Annotated in this window: 14 protein-coding genes; 6 read left to right on the plus strand and 8 right to left on the minus strand. The window is 58.3% G+C overall.

Annotated features, from left to right (window positions below; all coding sequences use genetic code 11):
• The first annotated feature begins 60 nt into the window (after positions 1 to 60).
• Positions 61 to 228 carry a DUF2474 domain-containing protein gene (locus tag IB252_RS27075; RefSeq protein ID WP_074880353.1) on the plus strand — a complete coding sequence of 56 codons (168 nt, stop codon included), beginning with the start codon at positions 61 to 63 and terminating at the stop codon, positions 226 to 228.
• Positions 229 to 310: 82 nt separating this feature from the next.
• On the opposite strand, the gene IB252_RS27080 is transcribed toward IB252_RS27075, so the two are convergent.
• A complete protein-coding gene (locus IB252_RS27080; protein WP_192410850.1) occupies positions 311 to 1,435 on the minus strand; it encodes a methyltransferase in 1,125 nt (374 codons plus the stop codon).
• Between the two features lie 175 nt (positions 1,436 to 1,610).
• Positions 1,611 to 2,342, minus strand: a complete 732-nt coding sequence (locus IB252_RS27085; protein ID WP_111451116.1) for a helix-turn-helix transcriptional regulator — start codon at positions 2,340 to 2,342, stop codon at positions 1,611 to 1,613.
• A gap of 345 nt (positions 2,343 to 2,687) precedes the next feature.
• Here IB252_RS27085 and IB252_RS27090 point away from each other — a divergent pair, with 345 nt between their 5' ends.
• Positions 2,688 to 3,464 (plus strand): ferredoxin--NADP reductase, encoded by a 777-nt coding sequence (locus tag IB252_RS27090; RefSeq protein WP_192410851.1) that lies wholly within the window; start codon positions 2,688 to 2,690, stop codon positions 3,462 to 3,464.
• Between the two features lie 46 nt (positions 3,465 to 3,510).
• Here IB252_RS27090 and mscL read toward each other — a convergent pair whose 3' ends face one another.
• Entirely contained in the window at positions 3,511 to 3,924 is a 414-nt protein-coding gene (gene mscL, locus IB252_RS27095) for a large-conductance mechanosensitive channel protein MscL (protein ID WP_008149145.1), read from the minus strand.
• Positions 3,925 to 4,553: 629 nt separating this feature from the next.
• Between mscL and radA the strand changes: the two genes are divergently transcribed.
• A complete protein-coding gene (gene radA / locus IB252_RS27100; protein ID WP_008149143.1) occupies positions 4,554 to 5,921 on the plus strand; it encodes a DNA repair protein RadA in 1,368 nt (455 codons plus the stop codon).
• A gap of 131 nt (positions 5,922 to 6,052) precedes the next feature.
• Here the strand turns inward: radA and IB252_RS27105 are convergent, their stop codons facing one another.
• The gene (locus IB252_RS27105) at positions 6,053 to 6,421 is read right to left on the minus strand and encodes a PilZ domain-containing protein (protein WP_192410852.1); all 369 of its coding nucleotides are present in this window, start codon (positions 6,419 to 6,421) and stop codon (positions 6,053 to 6,055) included.
• Positions 6,422 to 6,579: 158 nt separating this feature from the next.
• Here IB252_RS27105 and IB252_RS27110 point away from each other — a divergent pair, with 158 nt between their 5' ends.
• The 3 genes from IB252_RS27110 (at position 6,580) to yjiA (ending at position 9,993) form a co-directional block, all read left to right on the plus strand.
• On the plus strand, positions 6,580 to 8,646 hold the full coding sequence (locus tag IB252_RS27110) for a carbon starvation CstA family protein (RefSeq protein WP_192410853.1): 2,067 nt from the start codon (positions 6,580 to 6,582) through the stop codon (positions 8,644 to 8,646).
• Positions 8,647 to 8,660: 14 nt separating this feature from the next.
• Positions 8,661 to 8,858, plus strand: a complete 198-nt coding sequence (locus IB252_RS27115; protein WP_008154232.1) for a YbdD/YjiX family protein — start codon at positions 8,661 to 8,663, stop codon at positions 8,856 to 8,858.
• A gap of 163 nt (positions 8,859 to 9,021) precedes the next feature.
• The gene (gene yjiA, locus IB252_RS27120; RefSeq protein WP_192410854.1) at positions 9,022 to 9,993 is read left to right on the plus strand and encodes a GTPase; all 972 of its coding nucleotides are present in this window, start codon (positions 9,022 to 9,024) and stop codon (positions 9,991 to 9,993) included.
• A 103-nt stretch (positions 9,994 to 10,096) separates the two neighbouring features.
• On the opposite strand, the gene IB252_RS27125 is transcribed toward yjiA, so the two are convergent.
• The 4 genes from IB252_RS27125 to glyA all read right to left on the minus strand — a co-directional run bounded on the left by IB252_RS27125 (position 10,097) and on the right by glyA (position 14,425).
• The gene (locus IB252_RS27125) at positions 10,097 to 10,783 is read right to left on the minus strand and encodes a GntR family transcriptional regulator (RefSeq protein WP_192410855.1); all 687 of its coding nucleotides are present in this window, start codon (positions 10,781 to 10,783) and stop codon (positions 10,097 to 10,099) included.
• A 25-nt stretch (positions 10,784 to 10,808) separates the two neighbouring features.
• Complete coding sequence (locus tag IB252_RS27130) at positions 10,809 to 11,513, minus strand: FadR/GntR family transcriptional regulator (RefSeq protein ID WP_008154237.1); 705 nt, start codon at positions 11,511 to 11,513, stop codon at positions 10,809 to 10,811.
• A 67-nt stretch (positions 11,514 to 11,580) separates the two neighbouring features.
• A complete protein-coding gene (locus tag IB252_RS27135; protein ID WP_111451110.1) occupies positions 11,581 to 12,894 on the minus strand; it encodes a C4-dicarboxylate transporter DctA in 1,314 nt (437 codons plus the stop codon).
• Between the two features lie 277 nt (positions 12,895 to 13,171).
• A complete protein-coding gene (gene glyA, locus IB252_RS27140) occupies positions 13,172 to 14,425 on the minus strand; it encodes a serine hydroxymethyltransferase (protein WP_111451109.1) in 1,254 nt (417 codons plus the stop codon).
• Positions 14,426 to 14,464 lie beyond the last annotated feature (39 nt).

A 14,464-nucleotide genomic window follows, 5' to 3' on the forward strand; every position in this document is an offset into this window, starting at 1 on the left:
AACGCGCGACTGTGGCGCAGGGCTGATACCTGCGCCGTTTCTTCAGAGGAGATTGCGATGATGGCGGGTAAACATTCCTTGCAGGAAATCGAAGCAGCAGAGAAAAAGCCGCTTTGGCAGCGACTCGGCTGGCTGGCGATGATCTGGACCGGTAGCGTTGTGGCGCTGTTCATCGTGGCCAGTCTGATGCGCATGTTCATGAATGCCGCGGGGCTGACGACCCACTGATTTTTTGCAACAGATCCCATCCCGTTGCCTTGCGGCACGGATTCACAACCCTCCTTGGCTGGAGGGTTTTTTTTACCCGGGATTATTTTCGGGCTTTAAGGATCACGAACTTGGGTGTGGCCGCCACTTGCTCGACACCGCGGAACAGCCGCGCGAGCTTGCTGTGATAACCCAGGTGACGGTTGCCGACGATGTACAGCGCGCCACCGACGACCAGCGCCTCTCGGGCCTGCTGGAACATGCGCCAGGCCAGGAAGTCGCCGACGACTTGTTGTTGGTGAAACGGCGGGTTGCACAGTACGACGTCCAGAGACTCAGGTTCCTGACCCGCCAAACCATCGCCGGCACGTACCACCACTTCCCGGTCACCCAGTGCCGCGCGCCAGTTTTCGGCCGCCGATTGCACGGCCATGAACGATTCATCCACGAGCGTGTAGTGGGCCTCTGGGTTTTGCAGGGCGCTGGCGATGGCCAAAACACCGTTGCCACAACCGAGGTCGGCCACCCGCGCGGAGCCAAGGTTCTTTGGCAGGTGCGGCAAGAACGCTCGCGTGCCGATATCCAGCCCTTCGCGGCAGAACACATTGGCGTGATTCAGCAGTTCGATCTCAGGGGCGTCGAGTCGATAGCGGGTCGGGTAGGGGGACACGACGGGGGCTTTGACTTCAGCGGTCGCGATCAATAGCCGAGCCTTCTTCACCGCCAGCGAGGCTTGCACCGGGCCGATGTAGCGCTCCAGCAGATCGCCCGCAGCGCGGGGCAAATGCTTGATCATCGCCGCCGCAATCACCTGGGCTCCCGGCGCCAGTTGGCCCTGCAAGCGAATCAATTGTTCTTCCAGCAAGGCGAGGGTTTTCGGGACCCGGATCAGGACCCGGTCAAAGGGGCCTGAAAAGGCTTCACTGGCAGGTACGCTTGGCACCGCATCAAATGCCTGGCCGTTACGGATCAGATTTTTTTCCAGTCCCTGAAAGGCCAGGAACGAGTCGCCGCTGCTGGTCACTTGAACCTTGCCCACCAGGCTGGCGGCCAATGCGCCAAAGCTGTCGTTGAGCACCAAAACCCGAGTGTCGGCCGAGGGCGGTTGGTCGGCCAGATGGGTTAGCAGGTATTCGTCTGCGGCGTCAAACGCCTGCAGCGGTTCGTTCTGCTGTTCGGGCTGGCGGATCAGGTCGAGTCGGGCGAAGGGTGTTTCGAGCAAGGGCATGAGGCGGGGCTCTGGGTAATCAACGGGGTCATCAACAGGTGTCCCGCAGCCCAAGGGCGTTGTAGCGGGCGAGACCGTCCGAGTGTACTGCGCCGTGAAGGTTTACACGTCATCACTCAAGAAGGACCGCAAATGGTACGTTTTTTTCTTTTGGATTACTTGCAGGTTTTTTGGCTCAGCGAATCGCGCTGCTGTTGAGAATACCGTCCTTGGTTGCGGCGATGACTGCGGAAATCTTGTTATTGACTCCCAGTTTCAGAATCGCGCTTTGCACATGAAAATTGACCGTGCGTGCGCTGAGATTGAGGATTCTGGCACTCTCATAGGCAGTCTTGCCATCAGCCGCCAGCCTCAATACATCGATTTCGCGGGGAGACAAATGCGGCACGACCGGCTTCGCCGCTTTCTTGGGCAGTGTCTGTGTGACCAACCCGTGCAGGTGGCGCCCGATGAACACCGAGAAACCGAGATTTTCATACAGCTCAAATGCAGTGATCGGGCAATGGCTTCTGGCCAGGCTCAGAATGCTGCAAACACCACTGTCCTCGTCATGGACCGATTGTGACCAGCCATGCTGCAATCCTTGCTTCTCAAGCGCATCCCACAACCAGGGAGTCTTGGAAAAAAGTTCTTCGCTCCATAGGATAGGCAATCTGGAGTGATTGCAGTGAGCCACTACCGGGTCTATTGCATTGAAATTTTTCTGTTCATATTCAATGTTCCAATCCGTCGGGTAGTTGTTGAGTTGGACTGTATTAAAGTGGTCAGTTTTTGTTTGGTATGTTGTTGAAAAAGCGAAAAACTTAAAGCCAAGGTTTTTCGCAAAGCCGAGTGAAATCCGGTAGGCAGTCTCAATCTCCGTTGCCCGTGATAATTGATTGAGTTGTGATTCCTTCCACCTCTCCATTGCATCTCTCCAAGTGTGATGTTACTTAGTGGCGCCTTTTTGGATCCAATAATCTGGCACGTGCCGAGTGTAGGACGTTTCTTATGGTTGTGTGAGATTTTTTGGCTTTGTTTACGATTTATAAGCAAGTATCTGGTTCTAACGTTAAGGAGCACTGGCGTAGATAACAAAAATGTCAATCTCACTATAAACAGGCTTGAATGTGTGTGTTAACCGGCTGGTTAATGTTCAGTCGTACTGTGAAGTTAATGCGAATGAGGTCCTGGCTAAAGCCACTACAAATCACCGGTGTTTAAGCCGCCCGCTTTGCGGGACACTGTGGCTATCTGTTGAATGGAGCACCCCATGACCGCCAGCGCAGAAAAATTCACTCGCCAGACCTTGCTCGACGTCCAGTCGCTGACCCCCAGTCTGTTCACCCTGCGGACCACCCGGGACCCGGGTTTTCGTTTTCGTGCAGGACAATTCGCCCGGCTGGGCGTTACCAAGGCTGACGGCAGCACCGTATGGCGCGCCTATTCCATGGTGTCGTCGCCCTATGACGAGTTCCTCGAATTCTTTTCCATTGTGGTGCCAGGGGGAGAGTTCACCAGTGAGCTGAGTCGGCTGGGAGTCGGCGATACGCTGCTGGTCGAGCGTCAGGCCTTTGGTTACTTGACGCTCGATCGCTTTGTCGACGGCCGTGATCTCTGGCTTTTATCCACTGGCACCGGCCTGGCGCCGTTTCTGTCAATCCTGCAGGACTTCGAGGTCTGGGAGAAATTCGAACGAATCCTCCTGGTCTATAGCGTGCGCGAAGCCCGGGAACTGGCTTATCAGGACCTCGTCAGCGGGTTGGCCGAGCGCGACTATTTAGCGGAGTTTGCGCACAAGCTGCAGTTCATCACTACCGTCACCCGGGAGCAGCATGCTGGCGCTCTGAGCGGCCGGATCACGGCGCTGATCGAAAATGGCGAGCTGGAGCGGGCGGCAGGCCTGGCGCTGACGGCCGAGCACTCACGGGTCATGCTCTGCGGCAACCCGCAGATGATCGATGACACGCGCAAATTGCTCAAACAACGCCACATGCACTTGAGCCTCAGTCGCCGGCCCGGGCAGGTGGCGGTGGAAAACTACTGGTAAAAAAACGGCGCCTCAAGGGGCGCCGTTGATTGTTTGACTACCGTCTTCAGGGCCGATTGTTCTGAGCCTTGAGCAAATCGCGGATCTCTTCCAGCAGCTCTTCTTCCTTGGTCGGAACCGGCGGCAGCGTTGGCGCTACGGCCTCTTCGCGTTTCAGGCGGTTGATGGCTTTGACGCCCATGAAGATCGCGAAAGCGACGATGATGAAGTCAATCAGGCTCTGGATGAATTTGCCATACGCCAGCACTACCGCGGGGACATCGCCGTTGGCTGCCTTGAGCGTTACCGCCAGATCACTGAAGTCCACCCCTCCGATCAGCAGGCCAATCGGTGGCATTACCACGTCGCCGACGAACGATGAAACGATCTTGCCGAAGGCGGCGCCGATGATGATACCGACCGCCATGTCGACCACGTTACCTTTGACCGCGAAGGCCTTGAACTCACTTATCACGCCCATAGGTTATTCCTTGTTACAGATGAGGTTGGTGAAGGCATTGTAAGTCAGCATGGTGCTTCGTGCTTGAAACAACTGTGTACAGCGCTTGCCGGCCACCGTGTTCGGGGTAGCCGCTTTAATGTTGGGCGTCCCGGGCGCCCGTGGGCTTTTTCTCCCTCGAACGCTCAGTTCTGCTGAGTGGAGGGAGTGCAGAAACAAACATAAAAAGTAGGGGGTTTAGTATCACTCGCTCGATGCAAGGATAAGCTGCGGTATATGTCGTTTTATGTGAATGGTTACAGGATGTATGGACTCGTACCTTAAACAGTCCCTCTGATATTCGATGCGGAGAATGCCATTATATTGCCATTGGCTTGGTTGTTCGTATTGTAAAGTTTGCTTAACGGCTGCATTGTACATCCAAGTTATAAATGATGAAGATCTGTACAGGTTCTGGTTTTTGTTTTATTGAGCGAGACAACTATTGTGTAAAGTAATTTCTGAGAAAGTTGTACAGTTTTTCACAGTTAGTAATGCAGTGGATGTATTCAAAAGACTGAACAAGTTGCTGCCAGGGGGGCGCTGGGTAACTTCGCCGCGCGTGACCCACTCCAGCTGAGCTATCATCGCGGTTTTTGCCGGGAGTTCAGATGGCCAAGGCCAAGCGCATGTACGGCTGCACCGAGTGCGGCTCAACCTTCCCCAAGTGGGCTGGCCAATGCGGCGAGTGCGGGGCCTGGAACACCCTGACCGAAACCATGGTGGAAAGCGGTGGCGCAGCAGCCCCCAGCGGTCGCACCGGCTGGACTGGTCAACAGGCACAGATCAAGACCCTGGCCGAAGTCAGTGTTGAAGAAATCCCGCGTTTTTCCACAGCGTCCAGCGAACTCGATCGGGTGTTGGGCGGTGGCCTGGTGGACGGTTCGGTGGTGCTGATCGGCGGTGATCCGGGCATCGGCAAATCGACCATTCTCCTGCAAACCTTGTGCAACCTCGCCAAAGTCATGCCGGCACTGTACGTCACCGGCGAAGAATCCCAGCAGCAAGTGGCCATGCGCGCGCGCCGTCTCGGCTTGCCTCAGGATCAACTGCGGGTGATGACCGAAACCTGCATCGAAACCATCATCGCCACCGCCCGGCAGGAAAAACCCAAGGTGATGGTGATCGACTCGATCCAGACGATCTTCACCGAGCAACTGCAATCGGCACCGGGCGGCGTGTCCCAGGTCAGGGAAAGCGCGGCGTTGCTGGTGCGCTATGCGAAGCAGAGCGGCACGGCCATTTTCCTGGTCGGCCACGTGACCAAGGAAGGCGCTTTGGCGGGGCCACGAGTGCTGGAGCACATGGTCGACACAGTGCTGTATTTCGAAGGCGAATCCGATGGGCGTTTGCGTTTGCTGCGGGCGGTGAAAAACCGTTTCGGCGCCGTCAACGAACTGGGCGTATTCGGTATGACCGACAAGGGGCTGAAAGAAGTCTCCAACCCTTCGGCGATTTTTCTCACCCGTGCGCAGGAAGAAGTGCCGGGCAGTGTGGTCATGGCGACGTGGGAAGGGACGCGGCCGATGCTGGTGGAAGTCCAGGCGCTGGTTGACGACAGCCATCTGGCCAATCCACGTCGGGTAACCCTGGGTCTGGATCAGAATCGGCTGGCGATGTTGCTGGCGGTGTTGCACCGTCACGGCGGCATTCCGACCCACGATCAGGATGTGTTTCTCAACGTGGTTGGCGGGGTGAAGGTGCTGGAAACGGCCTCCGATCTGGCGCTGATGGCGGCGGTCATGTCCAGTTTGCGCAACCGGCCACTGCCCCACGATCTGTTGGTATTCGGCGAGGTCGGGCTTTCCGGCGAAGTACGCCCGGTGCCGAGCGGCCAGGAACGCTTGAAAGAAGCCGCCAAGCACGGCTTCAAACGCGCCATCGTGCCTAAGGGCAATGCGCCTAAAGAAGCGCCGCCGGGGTTGCAGATTATTGCCGTAACGCGCCTGGAACAGGCGCTCGACGCCCTGTTCGAATAACTTTCCAGACAGAACACAAACCCTGTGGGAGCGGGCTTGCTCGCGAAGAGGGAGTGTCAGTTGCCATCAATGGCACCTGACACACCGCTTTCGCGAGCAAGCCCGCTCCCACATTGGAATGACGCCAGTCTTTAGATTTCGATCAGAGCGCCCAGTTCGCGCTCAAGCTGTTGCGGATCGCCAAGGTTGAGCTCAACCAACCGCCGCAGGCGTTCGATGGATTCCAGGCTGATGTGTTTGCAGACGAAGCCGAGCTGACCATGATCATCGTGGGTCAGTTGCACATCCATCTTGATGGCGACGTCCTCGTTGAGATGAACATCGACCAGGAAATGCCACTCCCGATTTCCCAGCCACGGTTCGGGCTTTTCGATCAACAGTCCCTTCAGTGACAGATCGATCAACTTCACCGGCCAGATGAATTCCCCTTGGCTCAGCTCGGTTCGGGCATCGAACGCAATACGTTTGAAGCGGCGGCGATCGGCAGGGTGCTCGCTCATGAGGCAATCCTCGTAAATGTTCGCTGACTATAGACCCGCATTGTCACAGGTTGCCAGCAAAGTGATGGCTCAACCCATGTCGGGGGATGGCCTTTGCGGCCGTTAGCGCTAAACTCGGGATGACTGTCTTTCTTGTCCACCCTGGCTGGAATCATAAAATGAAAAATAATAATAGCCTGCTACGCCACCTACCCTGGCTGCTGCTGGCAACCGTAGGGGCGTGCGCCCTGGGTGTAGTGGCATTGCGCCGAGGCGAGGCAATCAACGCCTTGTGGATTGTGGTCGCTGCCGTGGCCATCTATCTGGTTGCGTATCGTTACTACAGTCTGTTCATCGCTAACAATGTGATGCAGCTCGACCCGCGACGGGCCACCCCCGCCGTGCTCAACAATGACGGTCTGGACTACGTGCCGACCAACAAACACATCCTCTTCGGCCACCACTTCGCAGCCATCGCTGGCGCGGGACCGCTGGTCGGTCCGGTCCTGGCGGCGCAGATGGGTTACCTGCCCGGGACGTTGTGGCTGATTGCCGGCGTAGTGCTGGCCGGTGCCGTTCAGGACTTCATGGTCCTGTTCATGTCCACCCGCCGCAACGGCCGTTCCCTGGGCGACATGGTTCGTGAGGAAATGGGCCGCATTCCCGGGACCATCGCGCTGTTTGGCTGCTTCCTGATCATGATCATCATCCTCGCGGTGCTGGCGTTGATCGTTGTGAAAGCCCTGGCCGAAAGCCCATGGGGCATTTTCACGGTGATGGCGACCATCCCGATCGCGATGTTCATGGGCATTTACATGCGCTACATCCGTCCGGGCCGCATCGGTGAAATCTCCGTGGTCGGCGTGCTGTTGCTGCTGGGTTCGATCTGGCTGGGCGGGCAGATTGCCGCTGATCCGTACTGGGCCAAGGCGTTCAGCTTCAACGGCGTGCAGATTACCTGGATGCTGGTCGGTTACGGTTTCGTCGCCGCCTCGTTACCGGTGTGGCTGATTCTGGCCCCGCGTGACTACCTGTCGACCTTCCTCAAAATCGGCACCATCGTGGCCCTGGCGATCGGCATCCTGATCACCATGCCCGAGCTGAAAATGCCAGCGCTGACCCAGTTCGTCGACGGTACCGGGCCAGTGTGGAAGGGCGGTCTGTTCCCGTTCCTGTTCATCACCATCGCCTGTGGCGCGGTCTCGGGTTTCCACGCGCTGATCTCCTCTGGCACCACGCCGAAACTGCTGGATAACGAGGTCAACGCCCGTTACATCGGTTACGGCGCCATGCTGATGGAATCCTTTGTCGCCATCATGGCCATGGTTGCCGCGTCGGTGATTGAGCCGGGCGTGTATTTCGCCATGAACAGCCCGGCGGCAGTCGTCGGCGGTGACGTGGTGGCCGTGGCACAAACCGTCAGCAGCTGGGGCTTTGCAATTACCCCGGAAGCGTTGCAAGCGGTGGCCAAGGACATCGGTGAAATCACGGTCCTGGCCCGTGCTGGCGGTGCGCCGACCCTGGCGGTTGGTATCGCGCAGATCCTGCACAGTGTCCTGCCGGGTGAAAACACCATGGCATTCTGGTACCACTTCGCAATCCTGTTCGAAGCGCTGTTTATCCTCACGGCTGTGGACGCCGGTACCCGTGCCGGCCGTTTCATGCTGCAGGATTTGCTCGGCTCCTTCGTGCCGGCGCTGAAACGCACCGAATCCTGGGCCGCCAACCTGATCGCAACCGCCGGTTGTGTGGCGATGTGGGGTTGGTTGCTGTACCAGGGCGTGATCGATCCGCTGGGCGGCATCAACACCTTGTGGCCGCTGTTCGGTATCTCCAACCAGATGCTGGCCGGTATCGCGCTGATGTTGGCGACTGTCGTGCTGATCAAAATGAAACGCCAGCGCTACGTCTGGGTCACCATGTTGCCCGCCGTGTGGCTGCTGATCTGCACCACCACCGCCGGCTTCATCAAGCTGTTCGATGCCAACCCGGCGATCGGCTTCCTGTCGCTGGCCAAGAAATACAGCGATGCGCTGGCCAACGGTCAGATCCTCGCCCCGGCCAAGGACATTACGCAGATGCAGCACGTGATCTTCAACGCCTACACCAACGCAACGCTGACGGCGCTGTTCCTGTTCGTGGTATTCAGTATCCTGTTCTATGCGCTCAAGGTCGGCATTTCCGCCTGGGGCAGCAAACAACGTACGGATAAAGAAGCGCCATTCCAGGCTCTGCCGGATGCTTGATCGAGGATTGCAGTATGTTCAATGACCTGAGTCGCCTCGGTAAATACCTCGGTCAGGCCGCGCGCCTGATGGTCGGCATGCCCGACTACGACAATTACGTCGAGCACATGCAAACCAAACACCCGGACAAACCGGTGATGACCTACGAGATGTTCTTCCGGGAACGCCAAGAGGCTCGTTACGGTGGCAAGGGTGGGCCGAAGTGCTGTTGATCCAGTTGTCGGGTTAACAGCAATCCCTGTGGGAGCTAGCCTGCTGGCGATGACGGCTGAACATTCAACATCACTGTTGATTGACAGTCCGCCATCGCCAGCAGGCTAGCTCCCACATTTGTTTTGTGTTGATACTTTTATTCAGTGAGTCAGGAGATTCAGTTTGTCCTCTCCCATCCCGGTAACAATCCTCAGCGGCTTCCTCGGCGCCGGCAAGACCACGCTGTTGCGCTACCTGCTCAAAGCCGAACACGGCCTGAAAATCGCCGTGATCGAGAACGAATTCAGCGACGCCGGTATCGACACCCAACTGTTGGGCGACGAACCGGTGCAAGTGATGACGCTGTCCAACGGCTGCGTCTGCTGCACCATCCACACCGATCTGACAAAGGCCTTGTACCTGCTGCTCGAACGCCTGGACAGCGGCGAAATCGCCTTCGACCGTCTGGTGATCGAATGCACCGGCCTGGCCGACCCGGCACCGGTGGCCCAAACCTTTTTCATCGATGAAGAGCTGCGCGAGCGCTACATCCTCGACGGCATCATTACCCTGGTCGATGCGGCGCACGCCGACACTCACCTGACTCAAACCATCGCCCAGGCGCAGATCGGTTTCGCCGACCGGTTACTGGTGAGCAAGCGCGATCTGGTGGACGAGGCGACCTTTACCGCGCTGAGCGAGCGCTTGACCCGCATCAACCGTCGCGCACCGATCCGTGTGGTCGAGCACGGCAAGATCGATCTGGCCGAATTGCTCGACGTGCGCGGTTTCAACCTCAATGCCGACCTTGGCGGCGGTATCAGCCTGCGCCCGGTGAGCAAAGCGCCGTCCATCGACCGCATTTCGAGCCTGGTGCTGCGCACCGACAAGCCGCTGGATATCGACAAGCTCAGCGAGTTCATGAACGAACTGCTGGAAGATCATGGCAAGCAATTGCTGCGCTACAAAGGCGTGTTGAACATCCTTGGCGAGCCGCGGCGCATGGTGTTTCAGGGGGTGTTGAAGTTATACGGATTCGATTGGGACACGGAGTGGGCTGACGATGAAACGCGCGAAAGCGTGATCGTGTTCATCGCCGATGATTTGCCGGAAGAGAAGATTCGCGAGGGGTTTGCGCGGGTTGCGGCGGAGTAAGGTCCGACATTTTCAGCGGGCCTGATGCCGCCATCGCGAGCAGGCTCGCTCCCACAGAGGAATCTATTTCAAATGTGGGAGCGAGCCTGCTCGCGATAGCGGCCTAACCGACAACACGATTCTGACTGAGTGTCGGTCCGGCGTTGAGCAACATCGCTTCCAAATGATCCAGATGCTGGCCCAGCAAGTTCTCAGCCTTCACGGCTTCGCCGCGTTCCACGGCTTCCAGAATCGCCTGGTGCTTATGCCAAACGCAATAACCCTCCAACCCTACCTCAAACTGCGCAATCGCCAGTGAAGTCAACGGCACCAAGCTGCCAAGAAAATGCGCCAACGGTGCGTTCCCCGCCATTTGCGCCAATCGCAGATGAAACTCCCCCGATAACCGGATCGCCGCACCCCGCGCGGTGCATTGGCGCTCGCTCTCGATCAAGTTTCGCAGCGGCTTCAAGTCCTGTAGGCGCGATTGACAGGCCAGTCGCACCAAGGTGATTTCGGCCAACCGTCGTGCATGCAGCATTTGCCGGGTTTGCTCGCTGTCGAGCGCGGCGACCCGGGGCCGATGATTGGCTCGAAGGACGATGATCTGCTGATGGGACAGTTGCGTCAGCACGCCACGTATGTCGCTGCGCCTGGCGCCGAACATCTGCGCCAGGCTTTCTTCCGTAAAGCGACTGGCCGCATGAATGCGCTGTTCGAGAATGGCGTCGAAGACTCGCGAATAGAGATCCTCCGCCGGCAGGGGAAAGGGCAGGGCGCTGAGGGTTTGCGGTGAGGCGAAGCTGTTCATGGCTTGTCTCCAGTTCGAAGCGGACTCAACTGACGAGGTTGTCGTCCGGAATATTCAATTCGATGCCCATCCGCTGGCCTTCCCGAAGGATGTGCCGACGCATCTCGGCGCTGGCCTGGGCGCTGTTTTTGCTGCGGATAGCGCGCACCACGGCTTCGTTCTCTTCAAGGCGCTCAGCCAAATGCTCCGGGGAGTTGCGCAGCACGTCGGCACTTTGCTTGAGGGCGTTGCTGGTCTGTTGCACCACACTCTGGAAGATCGGGTTCGAGGTCAGCGTGAACAGCTCTTCGTGGAACGCGATGTAGGCGTTCACCCCGGCTTCGCTGTCGTTGGCTTCCAGCGCTTCGCGCATGTCCATCAGGGTCAGGCGCAGTTGCCCGACTTCCTTGCTGCTGATCGACTGCGCCACCAGGCCGACAATGAACGGCTCGAGGGTGTAGCGCAGTTGCAGCACGTCTTCCAGGCTCGCACCGGCGACTGCGCTGTCGTGGCTTTGGCTGTCGCTGAGATTGGCCTCCAACACCACCACGCCTTTCCCCGGCATGGAACGCACCAGCCCAAGGGTTTCCAGCACGATGACCGCTTCACGCAGGCTCGGGCGGCTGATGCCCAGTTGCTCAGCCAACTCGCGCTGCCCCGGCAGCATCTCGCCGGAGCGCCACTGACCACGGGCCAAAGCGGCCCGGAGTTTTTCTACTACTGAATTCACAACGGTCGACGAGGTGATCACTGTTCGCTCCATGAGCATCCAAAACGATTGATGACCGTGCCTGCCCGTGGGCAGGCACGGCGATTATTCAGAATTCCTGCTGATGCGCAGGGCCGACGGGCTTTCTCGGCTGGAAGGTATAACCCACCTGGCCAGAAAGTACTTTGTTCGCCCGTTGGATATCGATGTCCTTTTCCCAGCGCGCGATGGCCACGGTGGCGACGCAGTTGCCGATCAGGTTGGTCAGCGCCCGGCCGATGCCCATGAACCAGTCCACTGCCAACACCAGCACCAGGCCGACCACCGGAATCGCCGGGATCGCCGTCAGTGTCGCCGCGAGAATCACCAGCGCCGAGCCGGGAATCCCATGGGCACCTTTGGAGGTGATCAAAGACACCAGCAGGATGGTCAGCAGGTCGGTCATGGCCAGCGGCGTACCGGTGGCATTGGCGATGAACACGATGGCGAGGGTCAGGTAGATCGAGAAACCGTCCAGGTTGAACGAGTAACCGGTAGGAATCACCAGCCCGACCGTCGAACTACCGATGCCCAGATGCTCAAGCTTGCGCATGATTTGTGGCAGCACGGCGTCGGAGGAGGCGGTGCCCATGACGATCAGCAGTTCTTCACGCAGGTACTTGAGCAACGGCCACATCTTCAGGCCCGAAAGGCGCATCACCAGGCCGAGAATCAATGACACAAACGCGAAACAGGTCAGGTAAAACAGGCCGACCAGGCTGCCCAGGTGTTGCAGCGAATCCAGGCCATATTTGCTGGTGGTGAAAGCGATGGCGCCGAACACGCCGATCGGCGCCAGACGCACGATCATGCCCATGATGCGGAAAATTACGTGGCTCAGCTCATTGATCAGCCGGGAAATACCCGACGCTGCTTCGCCCACCAGGTTCAGCGCACTGCCGAACAGCACCGAAAACAGCAGGACTTGCAGAATATTGTTCTCCGCGAAGGCGCCGATCACCGAGGTCGGGATCAGGTCCATCAGGAACTGCGTGGTGGTGTGCATGTGCTGACCGCGCTGGGCGATGTCGCCCATGTCGGCAGCGGAAAGCTGATCCAGATGAATATTCGCGCCGCTGCCGATGCCGGTGCTGAAAGCGAACACCAGACCAATCACCAGGGCGATGGTGGTCAAGACTTCGAAGTAGATCACCGATTTCAGGCCGATGCGTCCGACCTTCTTCAGGTCGCCGGCACCGCTGATGCCGCTGACCACCACGCAGAACACGATCAGACCGATAAGCATCTTGATCAGTTTGATAAAGCCATCGCCGAGCGGTTTGAGCTGGGCGGAGTATTCAGGAAGGGTCAGCCCACAGACGATGCCGAGCACCAGTCCGAGAACCACTTGGAGGAAGATTGAACGCGAGCACCATCTGAGCATGGGAGGAATCCTGGTCGGTGTCCTGGCTGCCGTGCGCTTCGCGCATCAGATTCAGGACTTAATTATTGTGGTCTTACCGGTATGTCCAGTGCAGGCGCAGTCTAGGCGCTGTTTTTGGGTGTTCGCAAGCAAATTTTGAGTGATTGGCATGACCGGTCTTACCAGTTGGGCGCAATACCCCGACCTTGAGCCTTTTCGCGGTTCTAAAAAAATTGCGGACGAAAAAAAACCGGCCATCACTGGCCGGTTTTTTCATTGCTGCGGTTTAGCGGGCTGATTAGGCGCCGTATACCGGCAGCTTCTTGCAGATGGCCTTGACCTTCTCACGAACGGCGTCGATCACCGCTTCGTTGTTCAGGTCCGCCAGGATGTCGCAGATCCAGCCGGCCAGTTCTTTGCACTCTGCTTCCTTGAAGCCACGAGTGGTCACAGCCGGAGTACCGAAGCGCAGACCGGAGGTGACGAACGGGGAGCGTGGATCGTTTGGCACGGAGTTCTTGTTCACGGTGATGAACGCTTTGCCCAGAGCGGCGTCGGCGTCTTTACCGGAGATTTCCTGCTTGATCAGCGACAGCAGGAACAGGTGGTTCTGAGTACCGCCCGACACCACGTCGTAACCGCGCTCGATGAACACGCCGGCCATGGCCTGGGCGTTTTTCACCACTTGTTGCTGGTAAGTCTTGAACTCAGGTTGCAGCGCTTCCTTGAAGCAGATCGCTTTAGCGGCGATCACGTGCTCCAGCGGGCCACCCTGGGCGCCCGGGAATACCGCGGAGTTCAGCTTCTTCTCGATGTCGGCGTTGGCGCGAGCCAGGATCAGGCCGCCACGTGGACCGCGCAGGGTCTTGTGCGTGGTGGTGGTCACGACGTCAGCGAAAGGCACCGGGTTCGGGTAGACGCCAGCGGCGACCAGACCGGCCACGTGGGCCATGTCGACGAACAGGTAGGCGCCAACCTTGTCGGCGATTTCGCGGAAACGCGGGAAGTCCAGAATCTGCGAGTAGGCAGAGAAACCGGCCACGATCATTTTCGGCTTGTGCTCAACCGCCAGGCGCTCGACTTCGTCGTAGTCGATCAGGCCGTTGCTGTCGATACCGTATTGAACGGCGTTGTACAGCTTGCCGGAGGAGGAAACGCTGGCACCGTGGGTCAAGTGACCGCCGTGCGCCAGGCTCATGCCCAGGATGGTGTCGCCCGCTTGCAGCAGAGCCAGGTAAACGGCGCTGTTGGCTTGCGAACCGGCGTGTGGCTGAACGTTGGCGTAATCGGCGCCGAACAGTTCTTTTGCACGGTCGATGGCCAGTTGCTCGACCACGTCGACGAACTCGCAACCACCGTAGTAGCGCTTGCCCGGGTAGCCTTCGGCGTACTTGTTGGTCAGTACCGAGCCTTGAGCTTCCATCACCGCAGGGCTGGTGTAGTTTTCCGAAGCGATCAGCTCAATATGCTCTTCCTGGCGCTGAGCTTCTTGCTCCATGGCGGCAAAGAGATCGGCGTCGTACTTGGCAATAGTCAAATCACGGCTGAACATGGCGGTCCTCAGGGATCGGGGCAGAAAAGGGGGGCATTC

Source organism: Pseudomonas sp. PDM10 (assembly GCF_014852295.1).
Taxonomy (GTDB): Bacteria; Pseudomonadota; Gammaproteobacteria; order Pseudomonadales; family Pseudomonadaceae; genus Aquipseudomonas.